This is a genomic window from Halomicrococcus pelagicus (assembly GCF_051917725.1).
Taxonomy (GTDB): Archaea; Halobacteriota; Halobacteria; order Halobacteriales; family Haladaptataceae; genus Halomicrococcus.
In genome coordinates, this window is record NZ_JBQBLX010000006.1 from 356,535 (window position 1) to 381,632 (window position 25,098).

The following is a 25,098-nucleotide window of genomic DNA, read 5'->3' on the forward strand; positions in this document are numbered from 1 at the left end:
AGCAAATCTGGCGGAGGTGAAGGGTAGCGAGGGGTATATTTTACAGTAGTTGGTAATACGGTTTCTTTATTCAATCTAGAGTCTGTAATGGGCTCGACGGGTTTGCTCAATGTGCGGTGTGAAAGGAAGTAAATGTTTATGTGACCTCATTTCCAATTTGGGGTATGGGAGTGGTTGTAACGGCTGTGACGGTCGGTTTCGGGGTCGCTATCCTGTATTGGTTATATCGGTCGTATGTGATGGGTGTCGACAAGTTTAATGGCGAACTATTAGATTGAATCTGCAGTCACGCAATTCACACTCTCGACTGGCTATTTGATGGGTTGCAGTTCGCTGACTTGTGCGACCCCGTGAAGAGGCGGCTGAACACGACCCACACGGTGTACGGCAATTCCGTGTCAGTCAATTATAGCGGTTGAAGCGAGCTTGTACGGTATTTTGGCTTGATGGAGAGAACAATCGTCCACTTTGATGTAGTTTGCGGTGGAGCGTTGTGGGGAGGGAGAGATGGGTGAGTAATCCAGTACGCATAGTTACTGAAAGTCGAGGCGTTGAGGCTATTCGTTCAGCGTATGGGTATTTTCGGTCTCTTCCTGAGCTCACTACTACAGTATTGTTAGGTGGTTTGCTATGGGGGTATGGGATTTGGCTGGTGCTTCCCTCTGTGTTTGTAATGGGAATCTATATCCGGATTTTGCAAAATACGTCGGGAATTTCGGCAGCTAATCCTGAAGAGCCGTCGTTTACGAATTGGCCGCAGCTTCTCAGTATTGGAGCCAAATCCTACATAATATGGTTTACATACTTGGCGATAGCATTAGTGGGTAGTCTCCCAGCTAGCACATCAAATAGGCAGAGCGCAGAATTATTTCTCGCTCTTTTCAGCTCATTAGCTGGCGCAAGTCAATTCCAATTACTAGCAAATATCACAAATACAGGAGAAACAGCGCTACGAGAATCAATTGCCTTTTCGAGCATCGTCTCTCCGAAGGCGCTCTTGTTCTTGATAGGTATGTATATCGCTCCTGCAGCGATGATTGCCTTTTCTGAAGAGAATTCTCTCCGCGCAGGGTTCGACTTTTCAGAAATAAAGAATATACTGGAACGCGAATATTATGCCAAGCATTGGGTACTCTTCATGCTATTTTGGTTGCTTAGTACCATAACACTCTGGTCCCATACCGGTCTATTAGAATCTTCAACTCAGCCGGTTCTTATCGGTCTTCTCAGGGAGTCGATTGAATTTCTTCGTGGATTTTTAAGCTTCATAATGTTGTCGATGGGGTACATCATTCTCGGACAATCACGAGCACACGATACAGAACGAACAGTAGGCGACATCGGGATGGAATATTTAGCAAGTAACAGATTCACTCAGTTGGTGCAAAAAAGCGACAGAGTTTCTCGAACATTCCTGATTGGTGTTGTTCTTACAGTATTTCACAGCCTGCCGTCCGCACTGTTTCTTAGCGGCTATATCGCTCAACTCCTTCGAACAGTGCTTAAAGACGAAGACCAACTACCAACATTCAAAAACTGGAGACGAATCCTAAGGGACGGATCAATCGTATTTGGCGTCTGGTCAGTATTTGGATTTCTATCTGCGTTCTTCCTAGGGTTTCTCACTTTATATACTCCATCTTCAATTGAAGATTTGTCGATCGAATTTCGCCCTGGCGAGCAGATAGATTTCGGCGATCTGATTACAACTGCAACATTCACGATTGGATCGCCAATTGATGCACCGACCATGGCTCGTGATCTCTACTCTTTTTTCTGGTTTGATCTCCAAGATATGGTGGGATCTTATGTTCCAATTGTTAATAGGACTGTTCCAGCTGTTCTCGTAGACCATTGGTGGATGTTTCTACTACCTGTCCTTCTTTCGTATGTCACTCTCTGGTATTTTCTCCCAATCATATTGTGTATCTATGTATCCGATACAGATATTCCAGTCTATCGTGCACCAATAGAAATAAAGAAAGTAAGCATGAGTCGTGTATACTTCAGTAACTGGCTGATTGCAGCCTTCTATTGGTTGCTTATTGCATTTCTCTTCCAAGTATGGAATTGGTGGCGAGTGGCTCCAGTTAGGGCAGAAAAGTCGGATACTGTCCCCATCATCTCTTTTAAAGGGTTTTCACTATTAGAAGTACCTTCGAATCTTGGCCTCCAAAGCAGTTTCTTATTATTTATAACATCTATGCCAATATTCTTTCTTGTAATTGAATCATATCTGAAAATAGGGTACGGAGTCAAACATGGACTCAACAAATAATAAGTGTCTTTTAGCCCCCGACATCATTGTAACGTAGTCGAGTTTGGCCGTCTTTGAGGCTGCCAGTTTTACGATACGCATGCGAGAAAACAATCGACGACAACGTGAACGAGGTGGCGATTGGTGAGCAGTCGACGAGAGTTCTATCCCCTTTACCTCACCCGCTTTGCGGGGAGTCTCGGATTCGTGACGCTGATGTCGCTTCTACCGCAGTTATATAATCCTAACATGAAGGTTAGAATACTGGACTGATGAATCTACGGACACAACGACTCCTCGCAATCGTTTTCTCAGTGCTAATCGTCACGTCCACACTAACACCCGCGGCAGCGGCCCTGGAACCAGGGAGTCAGTACTCGGATAGTTCCACCGATACCCTTCTGACCACCATCACTGACTCCCTATCAAAAATCGAGTCCATGTGTGTGTTTCAGGCCGTCTGTGTGGTGTTGATTGGATTCGGAAGCCGGCGGAGTTGTGGCATTGTGCCTTCGTTGTGGACTGTCCGGATGGGGGTCCCGTTCACGGTCACGCGAAGTGTCTCCCAGCTATTGGGGAGCTCACCAGCGCCTGTGATTTCTGTCCCGGTTTTACACCCTGAGTGAGTGAGGGTCTTTGACTGGCGAGCGTCTGACGGTTGCTGCTGGGTCGTGATTCGGAGTGCATAGACGCCGTCTCTTACTTTCGTGAGTTTCAGACTCTTCTGCGTATCGATACTTTCGTTCTGGCCGTGGGCGATCGTCATGTTATAGGTGAGGTCTGACTGCTCACCGTCAGCGACGATGTGTATCCAGCCGCCGTTCTGTTCGACGGTATCGTTGAGGCAGTCGGTGCCTGATGAGGAAACGACGAGTGGGAGGGTGTCTGAGGGTGTGGTCGGGGTCGGTGTATTGTTCTGTTGGGTGTTATAGTGCTGAGTAGCGAGGAGGCCACCCGTGAGGAGGGCGGCGCTGAGGAGGGCTGCGGTGGTAATTAAGCGGGTTTTTCGCTGCATGGCGACTGTTCAATGGGTTTTCACTAAACACTTCCGAATTTCATTCTAGAATACAATACTTAGTTTAGGGTTGGCACAAGAATAAGGTTTGTTATAGAACGACGGAATTTAGACCCAATCGCCGCAGTGGCCTACGTAGGCGCGGACATACGTGCCGTAGTACTCAACATCGCCTGTTTCGTATTCGTACTTGAATCGGTCATTCTGCGCGAGCCAATTGAAACAGTTCGCGTCGAACGTGACTGCGTCTTTGTAGTGGGAAATGGAGGGATGATTATTGTCTGGGAACCGTTCGTGCAAAACGGCTTTGCCTTCACTCCGAACGATCCGATAGCTCGGCGGGGCGCTGATCGAGAGGCTGGCGATGTCCTCGACGGACGCTTTGATTCACGAGGACATCGAAGCGAAGCTCGTCGATGTCGTCCGTGACAACGCGTGGGACGGCGACGTCAACGTGTACCCCGACGAGGACATCCCGGAGTCCAAGGAGGTTCAGGTCGCTGTCCTGCTCGACTACCTCTCCAACGGAGCGCTCCGCAGTGAGCTGGACGATTTCTTCGAGGGGCACACCTATCAGAACACAGTACTGTTCGTCGCGCCGAAGCAGGAGATTCGCAGCGATGACGACATCATCAGCAAGGCCGCACGCGTCCTCGGTGCGGAGAACCTTCAGGGGAAGGTCGAAGACGAACAGGGCGAACTCGGGAAGATCATCCGGGACGAGAGACGTTTTGACATCGGTCGGTATAGCGATGTCACCATCTATGACCTCCTCCGCGACCGACGACCGTCTGGCACAGTTCATCCCCGGTCATCGCTCTGTACTCTCTGAGAGCGTAACAGGCTCAAACCGCTGGAGTCCGAAGAAAGTATTCAGGACAGCGCCAAATCCCACGACAATCAATACCAATTGGACGAGTACGCCAACATAGGGTATGGCACCGAGGATGTCTATCCCAAGCAGGAACAGGCCGACTCCGGCGACCGTCGCGACATCGGCGCGGTCGATCGGAAGTCGCCGTCCGATCAGGTGCCCGAAGACGACTTGACCGTAGAGGACGATCAGCAGTTCACCAACGAGGCCGACGACGCTCAGTGGAATCAAGATGAGCGTGAATGCCATGTAGACGAATAGGACGAGCAACGTGGCGGCGGCGAGCGAGCCGACCACACCGCTCACGAGTGGATGGTCGGTAATCGAGTGGCCGACGTTGTCGAGGAGTACCGGACGTCGCCGAGCAAGCCACCAACCTGCCAATCCGACGAAGAGGAACTGCAGCAGGAACCCGCCGATCTGTCTTGCGAGTGAGTTCGAGGGGGCCGGCGGTTCGAACGCTGATCGATGCCCAACAGCCGCACCGTCGGCGACCATCGATTCGCCAGAGATCGACTGTATCGTCCCGGTGATCGTGGCGCCGTCAATGACTGTGAGGTTGCCAGCTAGCACGGTAACGTCGCCGTTGAGTTCGCCTTCGACGCGCGTGGTCCCGCCGATGACGTAGATGTCGCCAGTGATGGTAGCGCCGGCAGGAACAGTAGTCGTTCCACCAGCGGCAACATAGACATCGTTGATCGCATCAAGACCGTGTTCGCCTTGGAAGGAGATAGTCATCTGTTCGGCGTTTCCACCGCCGATCGACACGAGGAGCAACACGACAATCAACAGTGGGATAGCCTCGGTTGGACTCACGCTGCATCCCCCTCCCTCGTAATCACAACCATCCGACGTACGTACAGTCCGACTACGAGCCCGAACAGCAAGAGTAGCGAGAGGGCCTGGACGACATTTAGATGCGAGAGCAGCGTCAGTTCGGCGGCTTGAAAGTACAGAGCCAAGGCGGTGCTCATGAAGGTGGCGAGCCAGCCGGCGACGCCGATTCCAATGGCCGAGTGCGTTCCAACGGTCCCAGAGGTCGAGATATCAGGCCACAATGCAAAGTTCAGCGTCGTATAGAAGCTCACCGCTACGGCGTACAGAGCCGGGTTGAGCGGTGATGTCTGGCCTTGGGCGAGTGTCGGAAACACGGCGGCAAGCCGGAGGTCAGAGGTGTACATCACGTGGGTTAGCGCGAACAACGCGAAGGTCCAGAGGAATACCCGGTCTAGGGGGTAATTTGCGTAGATGACGCCAGCCATCACCGCCCCGACGACGTGCGCAACGGCGATGAACAGCCTCGTCGAGAGTTCAGGTGATTGCCACGAGGTGAGTAGCAGGGCCGGTGTGTCGATGATCCGTAGGAAACCTAAACTGTCGATGAAGAAGACGGCGAACATCAACGTGACTGGGACAGCGAAGGCGAGGCTTCGTGCTTGGACCGGCTCGGGATGACAGAACCGTCCGGTACCGAAATCGCGGTGCTGGTCAGCGAGGTCCATTAGTATCATCTCAATGCGGTCGACACGCCCCGACGCAAGCACTGCGAGAACAAGGAGACCAGGTACCATCGCGGCGACCATGAGCTGACTGAAGACGTCGATCGACCATGCGAGTGGGTAAGCGTTCGCGGCGAAGTACGCAATCGCTGTAATTGCCGCGGCGACGTACCCCCTGTCGGGAACTGGGATGAGGTCGATAGCGAGCGAGAATGAGACGGGAAATCCGACGCCGAGACCGATCGAGGCGGCGACGATCCATGCGCCGAAGGCAGGGATGGACCGAATCGATGGCGCGATTAGCGTAAGCGCAAACTGGACCAAGACAACACCCAACAGAAGTCGAAGCTTCGTTCTGAGGTCCGTACTCCATCCGCGACGGTCCATCGTCACGCCAGTCATGACGGCGACGGTGAGCGTACAAAGCGCGAGGCCTGCCATCCACGCCGAGACCGCCGTCTCTGACATGCCGACGAGCCGTGTTCCGAGGTCGATTAGCCCCAGCTGGACGAAGGTGATGTTGTAGTAATAGCCAGCGACCATCAACGCGACGAACAGCAGATAGCCGAAGACCGTCGACCACTGCCGGTCACGTAGATGCTCTAAAAGGCGCATTCTATCGATATTCTCTCCGTATCGTGGACATGCAGGAATATTAAGCACGGGGATACCATCACTCGCTCTCGGTACTCCTACCAGCCACCGGTTATCGCTTTGGCCTCTTCCAAACCTTCAGTTCGGTCGCTGAACTTGAGTGAACTACCCTCCCAGACGCCTCTCGCCGCGAAAGGCAGTTGTCTATCCACAGAAATCACGGAGAATGCCTCAAGATGCTATTCTGAGGCTGTTCACGTTAGACTTTCACTCGTGCGGTGGCAGCGACCGGCTTTCCGTTCTGCGTGTACGGCTTATCGACGCCGGGGAACTCGAGCTGCCGATTGCTGTTAGCGTCAGTATGGATCATCGCCGTCAGCGGCTGCGTCGACTGCTGCTGTTGTGTTTGGGATTGCATCTGCTGCATCAACTGACGCATTTGCGCGTAGTCGTGCATCTGCTGGCGCATCATGTGGCGCAACTGGCCCTGTTCGGTCGACTCGTCGGCGACGTGCATCAGCATCCGTTGTTGACGCATACTCGTCTGGTTCATCAGTTGCGCCATCTGCTGCATCTGCGTCTGGTGTTGCCCGTCGGCCATCATCGCCTGCATCAGCGTCCGCATCCGTTGGCGATCCTGCATCTGCTGGAGCATGAGGGCCATCATCTGGCTCATCTGCGTCTGGTTCATCATGCCACCCATGTGATGGCCGTCGGATTCGTTCATGATGCGCTGCATATCCTCGTGCGACATCTGCTGTGCCTGCTGCATCATCATCACGTTCTGTGACTGCGTTTCGTTCAACAACTGCATCATCTCCTGCATTTGCGAATAGCGGGACACAGCACCTGCACGCAGTTCGATTTCGACGTTCTCGTGTGTGCCTGGTTCGAGATAGTTCGATTGCCCGACGACTGCGCCGCTCTCGTTGTGAACGAGGATGAAACCGCCGTTCGGCAGCGTCGCAGACGCAACAGTCACGGTCGTTCCGTTGGTGGCCTGTTCCTGGAAGACGACCTGTGGCTGGGCGTTCTGTTGCTGGTCCGCTGTTACTCCATTCGTGGCGATCCCAGCAGTAGCAACCCCGGAGCTCGTAACGAGTAGTCCGACCGTCACAAGTATCGTCCACCGTCTTAGTGTCGTTATTGGTCCCATTTTCTTCCCCCGGAAGACACCGAGGTGACGTGGGAAAGGTACTTAATGATATTTGCCCATGTAGAGTAACGACATTTCCGCCGAACAGAATGAAAGCCAGTAATATCTGCGCTTCGTGATAGCTTCCCTGGTAACCGTATGAGCGCTCGAATCTCCTGACCGGCGATAAGTGCTTGTCCGGTCACCCGCTGGCCCGTCCCGCCCGTCGCACCAGCGATAACCAGTTTCATCGACGGACTCCGGCAAACGCGTTGGAGAGTCATATGAAGATGTACGTCAAGACAAGGGTCGCGACCACCGTCTCGACCGGCTAGTGTGTTCGTCGGGCAATCGTTACAGTATCGAAAAGGAACGAGGTGGAGCAGAGAACGACGTCAATACTCGGCGGCGACGTCGTCGAGCACGCGATCGAATCGGTCGCGAACGTCTCCAGCGATACCGTCCAGGTCCGGGTTGTCGACGACGCCGAGCAGCGTCTGGGGGTCGACAGCACTGACGACCACGTCGCCGTCGTCGTCCTCATAGATTACGACGTTACACGGCAGAAGCGTACCGAGGTCGCGTTCGGCATCTAGCCCCTGCTCCGCCAGCGGTGGGTTGCACGCGCCGAGGATACGATACTCCGGATACCCTTCGAGACCGAGTTTCTCCTTGAGCTTTGCCTGTAGATTGATATCGCTCAGGACGCCGAATCCTTCCTCCTCCAGCGCTTCAATAGTTGAATCGACGATATCTTGAAACGGTCCGTCGACGCGGCGAGTCATGGTGTAGTCCATCGCTACTCCCAGGTTCATCCGCCATCAGTATAGTGTTTAAGGCACAATCATAACTCCGTTGTCCTGTCAATATTGAAGCGGTGATACGGATGCAATACGTCGAGACGGCATTCTCAAAGGACGAGAATGAGCGCAGCAATATAATCCAGCAGCCGTCGTAGTAGTAGATAGAAGGGTGAACTCTCCATGACTCCTGCACAACACCTGAAAACGCGAATCGTGACGCTGGCCGCTACCGCGACGACGCTCGTCGCCACCGCGACCGGAACAGTCCTCGCCGACCCGACCGGCGGCGGCCACATGTGGGGCAACGGCTGGATGGCCGGATCCTGATGGATGGGACTCTGGGGAGTCCTCTGGATGGTTCTCCTCATCGCGATCCCACTGGCGCTCATCTACCTCATGGTGAACCGTCAAGAGCCCAGACAGCGGACCGATTCCGCGGTGGCGACGCTTCGAGAACGGTACGCCCGTGGCGAGATCGACGACGAGGAGTTCGAAACGCTCCGGGCAAAACTTTCCCGCCGTAGCGACACCGACGTTAATTAGATCACCTATCAAATCGGAAAATAGCGCCCTCTTGTTATTTCAGGTTGGTTTGGCTCGTATCGACAGCGTTGCGACCCGGCTCACCTGTAACGGTCTAATCAGTACGGTTTATTAGCGTGAAATCAGCCTACTGGGCTTCAAATGGAGATGGTATTTTATATTCTAGTGCCGTACGTCCACTGGTATGGCCTCCGAACGTACCGACCTCGGCATGACCGCCCGACAACTCGCTCGGACGGACGTGGTCAGCGTCACACCGGATACATCTGTCAGTGAAGCCGCTCAGACAATGCTTGATCGAACGGTCGGCAGCGTCCTCGTTACTGACGACGACGGTTCGCTCGTCGGAGTCGTCACTGACCGCGACATCGCCGTCGAACTTGTTGCCCAAGATGGTTCGTCTAGTCTCACTCAGGAGGACGTCACCTTGGAGACACTCACTGCGCAGGACGTGATGACGACGGACCCTCTCTCGGTCGAAGCAGACGCGAAAATCCAACGCGTCTTGCGAACGATGAACGACACCTACGTGCGCCGGATTCCGGTCGTCGCCGATGACCGTGTCGTCGGTATCATCACGTTCGACGACCTTGTGTTACACCTCGCTGGAGAGTGCACGCATGTTTCAGCGCAACTCGACAGTCTCGCCGAAGTCATCCGCGCAGAATCACCGTCGAGCTGAGTAGCCGATCAGAAAAGCCATGTTCACACCGGTCGCGACAGGTGTCTTCGAGGCGCTACGTATTGGCCTTGGATTCCTCTGGACTGCTACTTGGGCCATCTTGACCTCCTCCCGCGCCTAAAGGCGCGGGAATCCCACCACGGGATTTCAGGCCGGGCGTGGCCCTATGGTTTCAAGACGCATACGTTCCAAGCGTCTCCTGCTGGGTAGCATCGGCTTGGCTGTCTTGTGGGGTGGTCAAACGCCCCCCATCCTCAGCCGAGTCATTGTCGTTCGGGTGTTCTCTGGAACGACTCTCTCCACTGAGGTAGCGGTCCGCTATGTTTATCGCACCGTTCACGTCCGCTTGGTACTCGCCCATCCAGCAAGCGTCGTTCGTACACTTGAACGTCGCCTGTCGCGGGCGGTATCCTACCTCACCGCAAGCGTGGCACTCCTTCGACGTGTTGCGCGGGATCACCGTCTCGACGGGGATCGGTCGTGCTGAATAGAGAGTACATATCTCTCACCATCATCAGGGCGGCGAGAAAGAGGTAAATTAACACTACGACTAAACGTCCAGAAAGTATTTAATATATTTTATAAACTAATTACATATGAAACGGCGACGTTTTCTTGGCTCGTGCGTCTTCGTTCCTGTCTTGCTCGCCGGTTGCATGAGTGGCGACCAACGTAAGCGAGGAGACGTTAAAATAGAGAATTCGGATTCGACCAAACATACGGTTCACATGAGCATTTCTGAGTTGATACCGAATGCTCAAACCGCTTCAACGGCAACGACCGACACGACGCCGGAGTTCCGTCTCGACGAACGCTACACCATCACACCAGGCTCCACCAAACGGGTCGGATCTATCAAACATCCAGATCAGACGGGTCATGTGAAAATAACGACGGAACTGGACACGAACGTGACGACCGAACGGTGGATTGCGATTCCGACGACATACATCTGGACGCTCGATATTAGACCCAACGGGACGCTTTCGTGGGCGAGAACTGGCATCGAGTAGTACGCGCTACAAACTGAACAGGGTCGGATGACTAGTACGCAATCTAGAGCGTGTACTTCCCAGAAAGCATTTGCGTAAGCATATCGTGCTGGAGACATGAAATTCCGCTTTCGCGCCCTCTGTATTGTGGTACTCTTCGTCCTTGCTGGTTGTGTCGGTTCCCCATCTCCGAAGGCGACGACCACAGGGTCACCACCAACAGAGACCACCACTATCCCGGTGACAGCGACCTCAACAACGAGTTCTACACCGACACCCACGACCATCTCGCAGGCAAAGATTCTTGACTATCAGAATCTCGAAGCACCAACTCGACGTATACTTCGAGCAGCGATCGAAAACGGGTCCGTGACGGTCACCCGTTCGAACCTTTCTGGAAGAGTATCGCCTGACAAAGACGGGTGGTATGTTCGTCACCAAGGCGAACTCTACAAGATGTCGTGGGAATATCAGGGGTTTCGTGGTGAGTATCAACTCAGAAACGCAACCAAGGTAAACGCGTCGGCAATCGATGATGCATCTGCCGCCATTGAGTACCGAAATTTATCGGCACACGCCCAACGGATGTTCGACACCGCCCGGATGGGCGGCGAGACCGAAACCTACGGTGCGAACTTCCCGAATCAATTCCGGAACAACCGCTACGTGAAGTATCACGGCGAGTATTATGAACTCCGAACAGTGGTTGGTGACTACGTCACCTATCAACTGTCTCTCAAGAAGGTATGAACTGCGATACATACGCACCACGAACTGAACAGGGCCGGATGACTCGTGTGCAACTTAGAGCGTGTATTGACCACCGAGGTACCATATGCTGTACAGAAAGCATTTATCAATATAAGCGAAACTTCTGCTATGCATAGACGCCAGTTCCTCCAGGCATCACTTTCTGTTGGGCTGGGTGTGACTGCCGGTTGTTCGAACGGGGTCAACAAGGAACTCGACGTCATCAATAACTCCGGTGAGAACGTCACTCTCCACATCATCATTGACCGAAATAAGCCTGCTGGATCACAGAACAAGAAAACAATATTCGACGAAGACGTAACCGTCTCCGCAAAACAGACGAAGACGCTCACGGTGTTAGGGAAAAACCAATTCGAACTCACAGTCACTAGAACGGAGCAAGAGATGACGTTCTGGACGAGACCGATTTGTAGCGCGGCAAGAACTGCAATCATTATCGAAGAATCCGGCGAACTGCGGAATGAAGTCGAAGACTGCGAATGATCCACACACCGCGAACTCACCAGCCAGTGAGTGTGGGATAAAGATACGCGTCCTGTATCTTGCAGCGGCTCACTGAGTTACCGAGCTGCTGTCACAATCGGCGTGCTGAATAGAGAGGCTGTATTCATCACAACCGGTGATTGGGGGAGTGAGAAATGCAGAGCGTGTACTTATCGTTCCACTTCCAATAGCGGATTAAGGGGTTCAATAGAGCTAGCGAACAGTTTTCGTCTCCACTCACCTGGTTGTCTGTGTACCGGGATGAGAAGAATGACGTGAAAACGCATGACAGAGCAGTCGCAAGGCGGTGCCTGTTTCGGACAATATAGTTATGCCCTGAGAGAGCCTGTTGTACCTATGTCTACGATAGTGACGTTTACAATCCCTGCTGACGCCTTCCCACTTGGACACATCTTTGAGTCTTTCCCCCACATCACAATCGAAATCGAACAAGTCGTCCCGGCAAATGATACCATTCTCCCCTATTTTTGGGTACGAGAGGAACCCGTTGAAAACGTGCAAGAAGCCCTCGAAGCACAAGGAGCACTCAAATCATACACGCTTCTCGACGACCTTGGCGACCAAGGCCTGTTCCGTGCCGAGTGGGACGCAGATGTTGAAGGTGTCCTCACCGGAATCCTCGACGCAAAACTGACCGTACTCTCCGCGACAGGCACCGAGGATGAATGGAAGTTCGAGTTTCGAGCCGAGGAGACCAACCAAATTGCGGAGTTCCAGCAATACTGCGCCGATCATGGTATTGATATTACGTTAGGACACATTCATTCGGTCGGAGCGCGAACCGATGAAGGAGCCTATGGTCTCACGCCGGAACAGCGAGAAGCGGTGCTGCTCGCATACAAAAACGGCTACTATGAAACACCGCCAGACACAAACCTTGGTGAACTAGCGGAGGAACTTGGGATTACTCACCAGTCGTTCTCCGACCGGCTTCGACGAGGGATGCATAACTTTATCGAAGAAACACTTGACGTGACGTAACCTCACTCGCGTACGTTTTAAACCCCCTGGATATACTGTGTTGAGCTTCAACCGAACCGAGTGCCTACGGAGTGGTAGAACCCGCAAAATGACTCACTCTACTGAAACTGCTTCGGCTGAGTCGCACACTACCAAGAAAAACGACGGAACGATGTACTGTGTGCAGGAAAATGAATCAGTCACCGAGGCTGTCGTCCGGGACGTCAGTGCTGAGAAAGAATCTCCTCTTACAGAACTCGAATCGCTCTACTCGGTCGTCGAAACTGATGCGCTCAATACGCTGTTTGCACCCCAGGTGAACGGCGACCGACGGATGGCGAACGGAGCGGTCGCATTCAGGTACAGCGAGTGCGACATCCGAATTACGCATGACGGAAAGGTACTCATCAAGGAGGATGACGAAGAGTAAATGTATCAGCTTGACTGTGACCACTGCGACGTGATGGTCGAAGGGGAGGCCGTAGAACAAGTAAAAAGAGACGCAAAGACGCATCTCAAAGAGAACCACACCGAAGACCTGATAACTAATCTAAAGGAACAGTACACAAACGTTCCATGCCAGAACAAGTGTGGATACACAGTTCCTATCGGCGTTGAAAACGTCGCAGGAATAGAGTGCCCGGAATGTGGTCACGATAACTTTTCACCGCTCTTAGAGCAATACATCTTCTGGAGAATAATAGAAAGTCAGTGAAAGAGTCTTAAGAAAGATTCCCAGTTCCACGAGTCCTATCACTTTGATTCCTACTCGCCGTGAGTGTTCGCTATTTGTACAAGGAGACTCGATGAGTTTGCACCACTAGCTCACCAGTCTGGTCATCATCAGTGTGATGAATACGCGCCCTGTATCTTGCAGCGACTCAGCGAGTTACCGTGCTGTTGTCACAAATACCGTGCTGAATAGAGACTAAATACATCGGATAGACACGGTGATGCAGATTGGTTACGAGACTGTAACTGTATCACATTGGCCATCACGGTATACCTTATTATTGCGACCGACCGTTATTCGGAGGCCACCAGCACTTCTTATTCCGCGGTCTTCACAATCCATTTTGGGCCATTCATATATCTGGGGTGGATTTGCATCAATGGTCACCTGTATCGTCGTCGGTGTGTCGAGGAATGGCTTAGTATCCTCCTCTCCATGTTCAGGCTTCAGCCGAAATAGCGAGTGGAAAAGTATCTCTCCAGCATCATTCTTCACTCGGATATAGATGTTATGAGTCTCGTTGGAGATGTTGAAAACTTCTATATAATGCGCCAGTTTTGGCGAACTAAACAGACTCTTTGAATAGCCGCTAATGGCCGAAAACCACCCACTCGAGCCTAACGCCAGAAAGCGCCGTCGTGAATACCGAGATGGCATATAATCACTTAATGTGGATTATAATAATAACCCTTTGGTTAATCTACACCTCGAACTCAACAGCCAGGAGGTGTGGGATGAAAGAAATGCGCCCTGTATTTAGCACGTTGTTTATATCAACCGGCGAGGGCTTCAACAGAGCCAGTTCAGGGTAAGCCTTAGAATGACTCAGTCTACGCACTTGCCACCACAGTGTATTTTGGTCCGTCTGATGTCGTTCCACGAATCAAGAGACGAATGAGGCGCCAGCTCCAGTACTGCAACTCAACCACGGGTGTCTGACGGATGTGCGACTAGTTTCCAGTGGAACAGCATCTCCGACACTCACCGAAATTACCGCGTAGCACGGTGACCATCGTCTCGATGCGTGGTATTCACTCGAAATGAGGGGTGGTCAAGTGGGCATATGAAATCGACCCGCACGAAAAAGCATTCATAGAGACGGCTGTCCAGCGACTGAGGATTGGAACGAGATTGGCCACTAATATTGACGGGGTTGAGCCGTACCGTGTCTGTGCGTCAGTTCCGTGCTCGGGCGGCAGAGTTGGTCGGGATTTTCGGACGCCACTATCGTAGTCGTATAGAATTACAAACACATACAGCCGTAGACATCATATCTGTCGGCGAGGTAGGGATACTTACGGGCGAGCGTCGGTGTGAGCTTGGCGTGGTCATGGGCGCGGAGGTATTCGGCGACCCGCTGGCGGGTATGTACGCATGGATGGGGTCGACGCCGTGGTTCGTTGAGTTCGCGAACGTCGCCGTGCCGTGGGACGAGTTGTTCATCGGCCTCGGCTTACTCGTCGGCGCTGTTGTTCGTCTCGCAGCGTTCTTCGGCGCGCTCAGATGGCGATGTTCTACTTCGGGAACTGGGACATAGCTCACGGTTCATCAACGGGGACTTCGCGTACATGCTCGTGTTCCTCGCAGTCGCCGCGTTCGGCGCCGGCTGCATCCTCGGGCTCGACCAGTACATCGAACAGTACGAAATCCGCGGCTAGATGCCGTCGAGCGCTACCCCGCGCCCTCGAATACTTCCTTGGCTAACTCCGCCGAACTCTCTTCGGGAGTACAAGTATGCAAATTCCAATTTCTCACTAAGGGTACTAACTGAGAAGCTCGAAAGTCCGCCCCTCCCGCTATTAGTTTAGACTCACTCTAGGATTAGATGCGTCTAATTTATATATTGGAGTGGTTAACTAGCGCATATGGGTATCCGAAGGCACGACCAGCGGAGGAGATCATGCCATCGATAGATTACGACAGTGCAGCGGACGTCACAGAACGACTCGAACAGCGATTGGTCGAATCACTCACCGGTGAAATGAGTGTCAGTCGCCGCACGGTACTCGGCAGTCTCGGTGTCGCCGGGAGTGCAGCAGTCGGACTCGGGAGTACTCAAGCAAGTGCTTCGCCCGACCCTGAGGACGAGGATGAACACGGTAGCTTCGGTGCAGTGGGCGAATACCAGGATTTGGATTTCGACCCTCACGAGTTCCTCACCGCGTTCAATACCGGAGACAGCGGACAGGATAACGTCCCTCAGCAGGCCTACGAGGAGAATGGGCGAACCGTACGGGAGTTCGAGTTCACCGCCGTCGACACGACAATCACCATCGCGCCGGGCGTCGAATTCCAGGCGTGGGCATACAACGGCCAGGTGCCGGGCCCGACGATCCGTGCCGTTGAGGGCGACCTGATCCGCGTCACGTTCACGAACTTGGGGCGGCACGCTCACACGATTCATCCGCACCTGAAGAATCTCAACCCGCGAATGGATGGGATCCCCCAGAACGGGCCTGGTGTACTCGATACGGGTGAATCCTTCACTTACGAGTGGATCGCCCAGCCCGCCGGCACGCACTTCTATCACTGCCACTCGCTCCCACTGAAAGAGCACATCCACCGCGGACTCTACGGCACGATTATCGTCGATCCGGACCCCGAACGCGTCAGGGAAAACCCACGCGACTACGTCAATTACCCTGGCCCGATTACCGACGACTTCCGAGCGCAGCTCGTCAACGAGGCGAAGAGCCGGAATCACGAGTACGCCGAAAACGACGCCGTCAACGAGATGGTAATGGTGATGAACTCGTTCGATACAAACTTCGACGGCGGAAATGAGGTCTACGCGGCGAACACACGGGCGTTCGGGTACGGGGTCGGGGACACCGACGGCAACGGCAACTGGACGGCAGGTGAGACGAAGCGCCCCATCCAGATCGACAAGAACGAACGCCAGCGCGTATACCTCTCCAATGCGACTGAGTTCGACCTCATCAATTCGTTCCACACTCACTCGCAGTTCTTCGATTATTACGACCACGGGACGACGCTGACGCCGACGCGCAAGACTGTGGACACGATTATGCAGACGCAGGCCCAGCGCGGTATTATCGAGATCGACTACTCGGATCACGAACCTGGGCTGTACATGTTTCACGCACATCAGTCGGAGTTTGCCGAACTCGGCTGGATGAGCTTCTTCGAGGTGGTCTAACATGGCGGACAAGACACAGAACTCGACGACGGACGGTGGTGTACCAGCCGAGAACGAGATCACGCAACCGCTCGGGCTTCCGCGATGGGTCAGCGCGTTACTCCCGATTGTGTTGCTCGTGCTAGTCTTGGGCGTGTTCGCGTTCACGTCACCGCTCGCTGGTGTTCAGAGCGGCGCACCGCTTCCCGACGTGACGGTTACGCATACGACGCTTCCGAGTGACGAAACGGTCGTGCTGCACGTGACGAATAACGGGCCCGAATCCGTGACGATCTCACAGATTCTCGTCGACGAAGCATACTGGGATTTCCGGGTCGAAGGAGCCGGTGGTGACCGAACGCTCGCCCCGATGGAAAGCGCACAGGTCGTGATTCCGTATCACTGGAATCCAGGGTGGGATCTCGAAGTTGCTTTGGTACTCTCTGACGGAGCGACATTCCATAATACGATCGTCGCTCCGAGTCAGTCACCCGGATTTAGCCTCAGTCTGCTCGGGACGCTTGCAGTCATCGGGCTGTTCGTCGGCGTGATCCCGGTCGCATTAGGGATGCTCTGGTTCCCCTACATCAAGACGATGAGCGATCGCTGGCTGCACGCCGTTCTCTTATTCGCGGCCGGCGTACTGGGCTTCTTGGCGTTCGACGCTGGATTCGAGGCGTTTGAACTCGCCGAGCGGGTTCCAGGCGCGTACGAGGGCAACCTCTTGGTCGTCTTCGGGATCTTCGGCGCATTCCTCCTCGTCCAGGCGATTAGTGCGTGGCGTGAGGGTCGTGTCGCCGCTGGTGATAGTCGGGCGAGTAGTGGTCTCTGGATCGCCTATCTGGTCGCGGTAGGGATCGGCCTGCACAACCTCGCGGAGGGGCTGGCGATCGGGAGTTCGTTTGCACTCGGGCGTGTGTCGCTCGGCGCATTCCTCGTGATCGGGTTCATGCTCCACAACGTGACGGAAGGCCCGGCTGTCGTTGCGCCGGTTGCCCGCGGAAAACGCCCGTCGCTCAAGCACTTCGCTGCGCTCGGCGTCATCGCCGGCGCACCCGTCATCCTCGGTGGCTGGATCGGCAGTCTCGCATACTCACCGACGATCGGTGCCTTCTTCCTCGCAATCGGGGTTGGTGCAATCCTGCAGGTGAACTGGGAGATTGCGCGAATGGTTCGGGACGCAGGCGGTCGCGTGGCCAGCGCCACGAATCTACTCGCGTTCCTCCTCGGTTTTGCCATAATGTACGTAACTGACCTCTTCGTGGCGCTCTAATAGGTACCACTCGTTTCTGTCACAATGTCACTCGAATCTCACAGCCGACGGACGGTTTTGCGACTCAGTACCGCGACCCTGGCGACTCTCAGCACCGCTGGATGTTTGAACGGACAGTCATCGTCGACCCAGACTGTCACGATGCCCGATACCCTCACGTTTGAGCCGAAGACTTCGACGATCGAAACAGGGGAGACGGTAATATGGACAAACGAAAGCGATATCGAGCATACGGTCACAGCGTATGAAGATGATATTCCAGACGAGGCCGCGTACTTCGCAAGTGGTGGCTTCGAGTCAGAACGTGCTGCGAGGAACCGGGTCAACGAGGGGCTTATCGCTCCAGGCGAAAACTACGAGCACACGTTCGATCAGTCCGGAACGTACGGGTACTTTTGTATCCCACATGAGAGCTCGGGGATGGTCGGGACAGTACAGGTAAAATAATCGAATGGTCTATCTCTATCGGAATCCGCCGAGACCTTTTACAGATACTCCGGGAGTAGTAGGCTATATTCCGTGGTTTCTCTTGCCTTAATCACCCAAATTGGGCAACTGAACGTATTGCCGAAGGCCTGCCAACAGCGTCGCGCTGAGTACAGAGGATGTAGTCAGTCCGTGGGTTCTAGGAGCTTCTGAGGATCTCAACAGAGCCAGGATTTCGAATTTTAAGCGGTGTACGCTACTATGTCGGTCCGAAGGCCGCGATATCGGCTCCCACTGTCGCCAGTGCGTCGGCGGGGTTCGGGTCGCTGTCGGCCAGATGCGTGTACTGGTGGTCCGGGATGCTCGACAGTGCCGCCCTGATGGCCTCGCTGTATGTCTCGACGCCCGGTTCCGTCGGGTCATCGCCACCCCAGACGTCTCGAATGACCGTCATCGAATCGATGCGCACGTCCAGCCTGCGTGGCTCGTAGCGAGCCAACAGTTCGGAGAGCCCGAGCTGGAGGGCGACATACTCGGCGGTGTTGTTCCCAGTCCGGGAGCCGACGGGTCGGCCGAGACGCGCGAGTTCGTCCTCCGCAGCGTCCATGATGACAGCGCCCGCACCTGCGGGGCCGGGGTTGCCGCGTGAACTGCCGTCGACGTAGAGGATGAATGTGTCGCTCGTCGGCTCGGGAACGGGTGGCCGGGCGAGTCCCGACGCCAGCAGGCTATCGAGCGCGCGACGCAACTCGGCCGAGGTGGTCGCGGGATCGAATAAACCGCCGTAGCCGGGAACAGTGTCGTCGATGGCGTCGGTGGCGGCCGCCATCTCGTAGCCGACGCCCGCGAGTACCTCGTCGACGAGGGTGGCGAGCGGCGAGAGGTGTTCGGCCGGAAGAGGGTCGTCGGTCACGCCACGTCCCCCTTCGGGCTTCGGTTTCGGGGGCTCACACCTTCGCTCGCGGATGATCTCGTTGGCTGGTCGCACCACTGCATATAGGTCCTCGGTGGTCAAGCCGGATAATCTCTTCAGGTGGCACCGGTGGCGGGCCGGTTTGAATTAGTCGGCCCCATGGAGTCCTCAACGGCTGATACAAACGGCCTGCTGAATAGAGAGGACGTCTCTCTCAGACTCGCGCAAGTGCGTTATTGGACAAGATACTTACCACTACTCTTCGTGGATCCCAGTATGCTCTCCAGACGACAGGTTCTCGCATCTACCGGAGTGACCCTCTCAGCAGGCGTCCTCGGAGGATGCCTCTCCTCGCTTCAGCAATCGAAGAACGGCCACCTCCAGTTGAAGGCGGTTTCACTTACTTGGGAGTATAACGGACAACGATACACAAACGAACCACTTGACCTCCGGTTCGACACGAAGGAAAAGGAGGTCTCTGGTCAGTACGACCCCGATTTCTTCTCAGGTAGCGTCGACACACCGACGAACGTCGTCGTAAGTGACGATCACCATCGGCGACTCAGCAGGTACTTCCACGTTGAGTATCTCATCGGCGTCTGCGGGACGGACTTTGGCAGTGAGGATACTTCGTACGGATGTCTCAACACGCGTACAACCCGAGCTGACTTCAATCGCGTTCGGTTAAACAGCCGCGCAGACGTTCGTGAAAAGGACGACCGATTCGATGTCATTGATGTCGAGGAGGACGCGTATTCCGTGAAAACGACTGACATTCACACATTTGATTTCGCACAACTCCATGAGGATGATGGGATTAACCCTGAGGATTGGTAGTTCAAACGACGGAATCCTGAACAGCGGGGACTAACCAGTGGGCAATGAAGAGGGTGTATTCAGCAATCCACTACTCTTCGTTTCGCACTTGGGGGACTGAATAGACTGATAGGAAGGGGGTGCGATTTGTTCACCGGCGGGTCAGAACACCTGGAGAGTGGAGGTCGAATACGATATACTCTTCACCCGAACTATCGGCAGGATAGTAGTGAACGTGCCCTTCGTCTGTTTGTCGATTGTTGTCCCTGAGGACACTGTATCTGACTAAGTACGCATGGGTCTCGACGACATTCTCCTGTCGAACCTCGCCCTGTGGCTCGACATGGATGCTATCGTCGTAGCTTCTCGCGCCACGTGAGGATGCGTCCCCACTCTCCCGAAATAGATCCAGTACCACTGTGTACGGCGTATCGGTGTGATTGAAGACTGCCACATCGAGCATGGATGACTGGGACGGCAGTAGCGAACAGCCAGAGAGCGTCGAGAGCAGTGCGATACCACTGGCACGAAGGGCTGTCCGACGGGTAACTGGGGCCATATGCGCGTACAGATAGTTATCTGATAAGTATCTTCTTTATATCACTCAATGGGAGCTACCCCAGGTGACGACTATCGGGTACGCCAGTGAGAAAACACTCGCGATGAGGATGACGAGTGGAAGCAGTTCGAAACGAACACGTCCATTGACCGTCAGAGGGTTTCAGTGACCGACGGAGGTTGACCTCCGCAATTGGGCCGAGGATGAGTAATGGCCCCGTCTTCAGACGGAGGATGAAGCCGACACGATGAGGCACAATCCACCGTGCGGTAGACGGTCGAGAGTTCCGTCCCGAATCATTAAACTCGGCCCTCCCGTATTGGGAGGTTCCGGCGTCCCCGGTTATGGCCCGGGGTCTTCGACCCCAACGGACGCGTCGCGTCCACAGCCCACCGGTAAAAAGCCGAAGACCCACGCCCCCACGTCCCGTCCATCTGGTCGGACGCGAATGGTGGTACCCAGTCAGATGAATACCCGACCGTGGAGGGGCGGACGGTATTCCGTCCCGTCGAAGCGCCCGGCACGTCCGGGTGGGAAGGCCCGTTTGACCGGGTTGTACGCGCTGGAAAGCATATCCGGGGTCGTAACCGGACGGCGACCGATGAACGCCCCACGCGAAAGCGTACTTGAGGGCCGAGGAAACGCGCAACCGTACACTCCCCATCGGGGATTCCACGGTGTTCACGCCGTGGAGGAGGTCAATCTGGCGACCCTCGCTCGGTGGTCTCGGGTAGGTGCGTGTACCACCACGCCCAGAGGATCAGGACGCCTTGGAACGGGAGGCGCACCCACATCGCGACCCGAGCGATGCCGCTGGCCCAGTTGGGGACGGTCTCAGGAATCACGTCGTTGGTTGCCATGTAAACGTTCGCCGGGAAGACCGCGATCAACAGTGCGATGAGTCCCCACGCTGATTCGCGGCGCGTTCGCCGGAGTACAACGCCAATACCGAGGACGACCTCCGCCAGTCCGGAGAGATAAACAAGGAGGACTGGTCGGGGAAATTGTGGGGGGACGATGCGAGCATAGACCTTCGGGAACACGAAATGGAGCACGCCCGCGACGACGTAAAGCAAACCCATCACGTAGCAGAGCGGTCGTTTGAGTCCAGCCAACCGGCCGCCGATACCATCGAGCATACTAGACAGTCTTTGATCTCTATCAAGATAAGAACCTACGGTCGTTCGTCCACGACATCTCGAAGCTCGCCAACCCAGGGATTCGCGCGACGAAGACGTTTCTCGCTCCCTACTATCGACCGGTCAACGGCGCTGGCACCGATAGCTCGGCCCAAGACATCGCAGAGAAGGTCACTGCTGAGGTCGGCCAGTGGACCGACCACACAACCAACGTCGACACTCCGTGGACGGCCTGCGAGCACGGCAACCGTCTCCAGCCGTTGTTTCTCGTCGACGCTGCAAGCGACCGGCTGCTCATTACTACTACGACGACCTGAATTCAGTTAGCATTTATTGGATTCAGAGATCGGCGCTTGATGTACATTTTTCGAGCGTGGGGGCGTAGTGTCGGACCATGTCGAGTATCGAGGATCGGATACGCGACCATCCCGTCGCAGCGTTCGCGCTCCTCACTTACGCGGGGGCCTGGACCCTGGATTTCGGTGTTCTCGTGCTCGGGATGGAACCTTCCTGGACGCGGTGGATTCTGAGCGGATTCCTCTCTGCGCTGATGCCGACGCTCGCAGCAGCAGTCGTCGTGTACGTAGGTGCGGGCAACGTTCGTGCCTGGGCCCGGCAGATTATCAGATGGCGAGTACACCCGAGGTGGTACCTCGCCGCCGTCGGTCTCCCCATCGTGATCACGATCGGTGCGATCACCGCCGCAACCGTGACTGGTGGTCCGTTGGATTTCGGCTCGTTCGATCCCCTCGACGCCGGTGTGACGATTATTATTGGAACGCTCCTCGGGGCGTTCATCGGTGGAGGACAGGAAGAAGCCGGCTGGCGTGGCTTCCCACAACCGCACCTGCAAGACACGTATGGTGCATTCCGTGGCTCCATCATTGTCGGGGTGCTGTGGGGCGGATGGCATCTGCCGCTCTTTCTCGACCCGACGGCCCCTCACGCACAGTGGTCGTCAATCGAGCAGACGTCGTACTTCGTCGGCATCGTCGGGTTCTCGGTTCTGTTGACGTGGCTCTACAACAGTAGCGGTGCGAGCGTTCTACTGGTGATGATCATGCACGGGGCTGATAACGCGGTCAGTGGGCTGGTTCCAATAGATGTCGAGACGGTGATCGTCGAGGGGATTGTCCGGTTCGACTTGCTGTGGAGCGTCTATGTCGGGCACGCCGTCACGGTCTGGATTCTCGTCGTGCTTCTCGTCGCCATCTACGGCGCTCGGACACTCAGCGCGAACTCGGTCCCGACACCAGAGAGTGTTTGGGCTAGTAACGACCACTGAGTATGCAGTCCTGGACGTCAGTGAAAGAACAGGAATCTCATCTGGAACACGGAGAAAGCCATCTCCTTCAGGAAAATGAATCCATCGCCTGAAGGAGCCATCCCATCGTCGAAGGGTACTTCTGCCATCTAGGTCGTGAACTAACTTCGCGACATCGCTGCCGAGCACTTCCCCGAGTTCCCCGTCGACTCAATCAACTCGGAGGTCTCCGAGCGGACCCAGCAACAGGCTGGCGTCACCGAATATGACCCAGATACCCAGGCGGTCACGATCAGGCTCACCTGGGACGCCTATCAAGAATTCGGCTGGCAGCAGTTCAGCAAGACTATCCGGCACGAACTCGTCCACGCCTGGCAATACTGGCGGTTTAACGAAGCCGACCACGTCGAGACATTCGCCCGCTGGACGGACCCACTCGATATCGCCCAGCACTGCCAGCAGTTTACCTAGCCCAAGTGGCGGCTGATCTGCCTCGATTGTGGCGAGCGTATCGGTCGATATCACCGCTCGAAGGCGGTGCGCAATCCCGAGGATTACAATGATGGTGACTGTGGGAATTCGTGCATCGAAGAAGACGACTGTTACCCGTGCTGTCAGGTGGGTAGTGATGAGATTGGCCGTCCAGGGGCCAAAGACCAGCGTAGTAGGGAAGGGAAGAGAAAGGATACACTACAGCGAGGCTTCAGGCGATTGTTTGAATAACATATCCTTGAATACCTGGTGGAACAGACGTGTATCGAATGACTGGATGATAGTGGTTCGAGCGTCATCGCCGGTATCGTTGTTTTTGTCGACCGACAGGTAGCCCCGGGTGAGTCCTTCCCGTTCATCGACGTCAACGTGGTACGTCCCCGTCTCTTCGATGAGTTCTGGTGCAATGAGCCCAGCCATGAGCCCCGCGTCCGGCTGGGTCGTCAGGTCTCGGCCCAGATTCGCCTCGTTGGATTCGCGAACTGAACTGGCGATCTCCAGGAAGAATGACGCAAGGTCCGTATCAGGACCAGCTTCGATCTCGGCGAGCCTCTCAGCGTCGAACGCAGTATCGCGAACAGTAACCCCCCAGTCGAAGAGAACGATATCAAGTTCGCGCACGACTCTTTTTGCGGCATCCGGATCGACCCAGAAGTTGAACTCGGCGGCAGGCGTAACGTTACCAGGGTAGTTGACGGCCCCACCCATCACCCATACTTCGTCGAGCAACTCGTTGAGATTCGGTTCTTTCTGCAGCGCGAGCGCAACGTTTGTCAGCGGGGCAATACAGACGAGCGTGAGTTCGCCCGGATTCTCACGTGCCTGTTCAACAATGTAGTCGACAGCATACTGATCGCCGGAGGGAACTCCAGTCTCTGGAAAGAGGTCGCCGCCAAGGCCGCCTTCACCATGCACGTCATCGGCATACTCGTGCGTTTTCACTAGCGGTGTCCGTGCACCCTCGTAGACAGTAACATCGTCAGCAACGCCCGCCAGGTCCAGTGCATACTTGGCGTTTTCTACCATGTACTCGAATTCAACGTTGCCAGTACAGATAGTCACGCCCTCAATAGCAATGCGGTCGGAGGTTGCCGCGAGCAAGAGAGCCTGTGTGTCATCACCAGCGGTGTCTGTATCGATAATAACCCGTCGCGTTTCTCCACTCATAACGGGCAGTAAGAAGAGGTTCGGCAAGTAACTACTGACCAAAGTCGATGGTCGGGCTGGAGCAAGCCTTGGGAAAGATTTGAACTCTCGACCGACTCCTTACAAAGGAGTCGCTTCACCAGCCTGAGCTACCAAAACAGACTTCCACAGTAGTCAAACAGGCGCCCTCGCCATGGATGACGGCTAGTTGCGCAACGGGAAGCCAGGCCGGGCGAGATGTGATGATGATGCTGTGGCGCCATGGTTGAATCCTCAAGGTGCGTCGTTCACGTTGTTCAAGTCACTGCCAGCCGCTTCAGTGTGGACACTCTGGACACCGATTGCACCACTCCCCGACGAGGACGGATACGACTGATCTGTGACGAAACAAAGCACGTATGCTGAGATAATTTGGGCAAAAAGCACCGTCTGTTTGGCGATCCGCAGTGTTCCACACTCTCAGTATTACCAAAACGCACTTACCGCTTGGAATAAGAATATCTGTCACAAGTTTCTTCTTTATCCTCATTTCATTAATGTAGTAGGTGAAGATGAGCCGAAGAAGCATA

General features: G+C 54.9%; 26 protein-coding genes, 1 tRNA gene and 2 pseudogenes. 18 read left to right on the forward strand and 11 right to left on the reverse strand.

Features of this window, described 5'->3' with window-relative positions; translation table 11 throughout:
- The first annotated feature begins 511 nt into the window (after positions 1–511).
- Positions 512–2,278 carry a DUF4013 domain-containing protein gene (locus ACTF4R_RS17705; RefSeq protein WP_440009236.1) on the forward strand — a complete coding sequence of 589 codons (1,767 nt, stop codon included), beginning with the start codon at positions 512–514 and terminating at the stop codon, positions 2,276–2,278.
- A gap of 430 nt (positions 2,279–2,708) precedes the next feature.
- Here ACTF4R_RS17705 and ACTF4R_RS17710 read toward each other — a convergent pair whose 3' ends face one another.
- The gene (locus tag ACTF4R_RS17710; protein ID WP_440009238.1) at positions 2,709–3,272 is read right to left on the reverse strand and encodes a hypothetical protein; all 564 of its coding nucleotides are present in this window, start codon (positions 3,270–3,272) and stop codon (positions 2,709–2,711) included.
- A gap of 364 nt (positions 3,273–3,636) precedes the next feature.
- Here ACTF4R_RS17710 and ACTF4R_RS17715 point away from each other — a divergent pair, with 364 nt between their 5' ends.
- Positions 3,637–4,104, forward strand: coding sequence for a hypothetical protein (locus tag ACTF4R_RS17715; protein ID WP_440009241.1), 468 nt, complete (start codon positions 3,637–3,639; stop codon positions 4,102–4,104).
- Here the strand turns inward: ACTF4R_RS17715 and ACTF4R_RS17720 are convergent.
- The 4 genes from ACTF4R_RS17720 to ACTF4R_RS17735 all read right to left on the reverse strand — a co-directional run bounded on the left by ACTF4R_RS17720 (position 4,084) and on the right by ACTF4R_RS17735 (position 8,171).
- Positions 4,084–4,962 (reverse strand): DUF8173 domain-containing protein, encoded by an 879-nt coding sequence (locus ACTF4R_RS17720; protein WP_440009243.1) that lies wholly within the window; start codon positions 4,960–4,962, stop codon positions 4,084–4,086. The two genes, ACTF4R_RS17715 and ACTF4R_RS17720, sit on opposite strands and share 21 nt — an antisense overlap.
- The gene (locus tag ACTF4R_RS17725; RefSeq protein ID WP_440009245.1) at positions 4,959–6,260 is read right to left on the reverse strand and encodes an MFS transporter; all 1,302 of its coding nucleotides are present in this window, start codon (positions 6,258–6,260) and stop codon (positions 4,959–4,961) included. Before ACTF4R_RS17725 ends, ACTF4R_RS17720 begins: the two co-directional genes overlap by 4 nt.
- A gap of 238 nt (positions 6,261–6,498) precedes the next feature.
- On the reverse strand, positions 6,499–7,356 hold the full coding sequence (locus tag ACTF4R_RS17730; RefSeq protein ID WP_440009246.1) for a DUF7282 domain-containing protein: 858 nt from the start codon (positions 7,354–7,356) through the stop codon (positions 6,499–6,501).
- A gap of 413 nt (positions 7,357–7,769) precedes the next feature.
- Positions 7,770–8,171 carry a DUF302 domain-containing protein gene (locus ACTF4R_RS17735; protein ID WP_440009323.1) on the reverse strand — a complete coding sequence of 134 codons (402 nt, stop codon included), beginning with the start codon at positions 8,169–8,171 and terminating at the stop codon, positions 7,770–7,772.
- 186 nt (positions 8,172–8,357) lie between these two features.
- Between ACTF4R_RS17735 and ACTF4R_RS17740 the strand changes: the two genes are divergently transcribed.
- The 3 genes from ACTF4R_RS17740 to ACTF4R_RS17750 all read left to right on the forward strand — a co-directional run bounded on the left by ACTF4R_RS17740 (position 8,358) and on the right by ACTF4R_RS17750 (position 9,402).
- Positions 8,358–8,504, forward strand: coding sequence for a hypothetical protein (locus ACTF4R_RS17740; protein WP_440009249.1), 147 nt, complete (start codon positions 8,358–8,360; stop codon positions 8,502–8,504).
- Between the two features lie 27 nt (positions 8,505–8,531).
- On the forward strand, positions 8,532–8,720 hold the full coding sequence (locus tag ACTF4R_RS17745; RefSeq protein ID WP_440009250.1) for an SHOCT domain-containing protein: 189 nt from the start codon (positions 8,532–8,534) through the stop codon (positions 8,718–8,720).
- A gap of 184 nt (positions 8,721–8,904) precedes the next feature.
- Positions 8,905–9,402: a CBS domain-containing protein gene (locus ACTF4R_RS17750; RefSeq protein ID WP_440009251.1), complete on the forward strand. Its 498-nt coding sequence runs from the start codon at positions 8,905–8,907 to the stop codon at positions 9,400–9,402.
- A 172-nt stretch (positions 9,403–9,574) separates the two neighbouring features.
- Here the strand turns inward: ACTF4R_RS17750 and ACTF4R_RS17755 are convergent.
- Positions 9,575–9,877 (reverse strand): annotated as a pseudogene (locus tag ACTF4R_RS17755) (zinc ribbon domain-containing protein); the annotation flags it as partial.
- Between the two features lie 253 nt (positions 9,878–10,130).
- Between ACTF4R_RS17755 and ACTF4R_RS17760 the strand changes: the two are divergent.
- From ACTF4R_RS17760 to ACTF4R_RS17805, 10 genes and pseudogenes are all read left to right on the forward strand, one after another.
- On the forward strand, positions 10,131–10,415 hold the full coding sequence (locus tag ACTF4R_RS17760) for a hypothetical protein (protein ID WP_440009252.1): 285 nt from the start codon (positions 10,131–10,133) through the stop codon (positions 10,413–10,415).
- 126 nt (positions 10,416–10,541) lie between these two features.
- Positions 10,542–11,144, forward strand: coding sequence for a DUF7979 domain-containing protein (locus ACTF4R_RS17765; RefSeq protein ID WP_440009254.1), 603 nt, complete (start codon positions 10,542–10,544; stop codon positions 11,142–11,144).
- Positions 11,145–11,273: 129 nt separating this feature from the next.
- Positions 11,274–11,648: a hypothetical protein gene (locus ACTF4R_RS17770; protein WP_440009257.1), complete on the forward strand. Its 375-nt coding sequence runs from the start codon at positions 11,274–11,276 to the stop codon at positions 11,646–11,648.
- A gap of 357 nt (positions 11,649–12,005) precedes the next feature.
- Positions 12,006–12,650 (forward strand): helix-turn-helix domain-containing protein, encoded by a 645-nt coding sequence (locus tag ACTF4R_RS17775; protein WP_440009258.1) that lies wholly within the window; start codon positions 12,006–12,008, stop codon positions 12,648–12,650.
- Positions 12,651–12,810: 160 nt separating this feature from the next.
- Positions 12,811–13,059, forward strand: a complete 249-nt coding sequence (locus tag ACTF4R_RS17780; protein WP_440009260.1) for a DdfA family disk-determining factor — start codon at positions 12,811–12,813, stop codon at positions 13,057–13,059.
- A gap of 33 nt (positions 13,060–13,092) precedes the next feature.
- Complete coding sequence (locus ACTF4R_RS17785) at positions 13,093–13,344, forward strand: hypothetical protein (protein WP_440009263.1); 252 nt, start codon at positions 13,093–13,095, stop codon at positions 13,342–13,344.
- 1,366 nt (positions 13,345–14,710) lie between these two features.
- Positions 14,711–15,066: pseudogene (locus ACTF4R_RS17790) on the forward strand (DoxX family protein); the annotation flags it as partial.
- Positions 15,067–15,262: 196 nt separating this feature from the next.
- On the forward strand, positions 15,263–16,522 hold the full coding sequence (locus ACTF4R_RS17795; protein WP_440009264.1) for a multicopper oxidase domain-containing protein: 1,260 nt from the start codon (positions 15,263–15,265) through the stop codon (positions 16,520–16,522).
- A 1-nt stretch (position 16,523) separates the two neighbouring features.
- The gene (locus ACTF4R_RS17800) at positions 16,524–17,774 is read left to right on the forward strand and encodes a ZIP family metal transporter (RefSeq protein ID WP_440009265.1); all 1,251 of its coding nucleotides are present in this window, start codon (positions 16,524–16,526) and stop codon (positions 17,772–17,774) included.
- A gap of 141 nt (positions 17,775–17,915) precedes the next feature.
- Complete coding sequence (locus tag ACTF4R_RS17805) at positions 17,916–18,221, forward strand: cupredoxin domain-containing protein (protein WP_440009267.1); 306 nt, start codon at positions 17,916–17,918, stop codon at positions 18,219–18,221.
- Positions 18,222–18,459: 238 nt separating this feature from the next.
- Here ACTF4R_RS17805 and ACTF4R_RS17810 read toward each other — a convergent pair whose 3' ends face one another.
- Complete coding sequence (locus ACTF4R_RS17810) at positions 18,460–19,113, reverse strand: ribonuclease HI family protein (RefSeq protein WP_440009268.1); 654 nt, start codon at positions 19,111–19,113, stop codon at positions 18,460–18,462.
- 276 nt (positions 19,114–19,389) lie between these two features.
- Between ACTF4R_RS17810 and ACTF4R_RS17815 the strand changes: the two genes are divergently transcribed.
- A complete protein-coding gene (locus ACTF4R_RS17815; protein ID WP_440009270.1) occupies positions 19,390–19,950 on the forward strand; it encodes a twin-arginine translocation signal domain-containing protein in 561 nt (186 codons plus the stop codon).
- Positions 19,951–20,080: 130 nt separating this feature from the next.
- Here ACTF4R_RS17815 and ACTF4R_RS17820 read toward each other — a convergent pair whose 3' ends face one another.
- Together ACTF4R_RS17820 and ACTF4R_RS17825 are read right to left on the reverse strand one after the other, a co-directional pair.
- Positions 20,081–20,488 (reverse strand): hypothetical protein, encoded by a 408-nt coding sequence (locus ACTF4R_RS17820; protein ID WP_440009271.1) that lies wholly within the window; start codon positions 20,486–20,488, stop codon positions 20,081–20,083.
- Between the two features lie 698 nt (positions 20,489–21,186).
- The gene (locus ACTF4R_RS17825; protein ID WP_440009273.1) at positions 21,187–21,627 is read right to left on the reverse strand and encodes a DoxX family protein; all 441 of its coding nucleotides are present in this window, start codon (positions 21,625–21,627) and stop codon (positions 21,187–21,189) included.
- Between the two features lie 394 nt (positions 21,628–22,021).
- Here ACTF4R_RS17825 and ACTF4R_RS17830 point away from each other — a divergent pair, with 394 nt between their 5' ends.
- Positions 22,022–22,912 carry a CPBP family intramembrane glutamic endopeptidase gene (locus ACTF4R_RS17830; RefSeq protein ID WP_440009275.1) on the forward strand — a complete coding sequence of 297 codons (891 nt, stop codon included), beginning with the start codon at positions 22,022–22,024 and terminating at the stop codon, positions 22,910–22,912.
- A 192-nt stretch (positions 22,913–23,104) separates the two neighbouring features.
- Positions 23,105–23,362 (forward strand): SprT-like domain-containing protein, encoded by a 258-nt coding sequence (locus ACTF4R_RS17835; protein ID WP_440009325.1) that lies wholly within the window; start codon positions 23,105–23,107, stop codon positions 23,360–23,362.
- 219 nt (positions 23,363–23,581) lie between these two features.
- Here ACTF4R_RS17835 and ACTF4R_RS17840 read toward each other — a convergent pair whose 3' ends face one another.
- Both ACTF4R_RS17840 and ACTF4R_RS17845 read right to left on the reverse strand, forming a co-directional pair.
- On the reverse strand, positions 23,582–24,550 hold the full coding sequence (locus ACTF4R_RS17840; protein ID WP_440009277.1) for a nucleoside hydrolase: 969 nt from the start codon (positions 24,548–24,550) through the stop codon (positions 23,582–23,584).
- 64 nt (positions 24,551–24,614) lie between these two features.
- Positions 24,615–24,688 (reverse strand) — tRNA-Thr (locus tag ACTF4R_RS17845).
- Between the last annotated feature and the right edge of the window lie 410 nt (positions 24,689–25,098).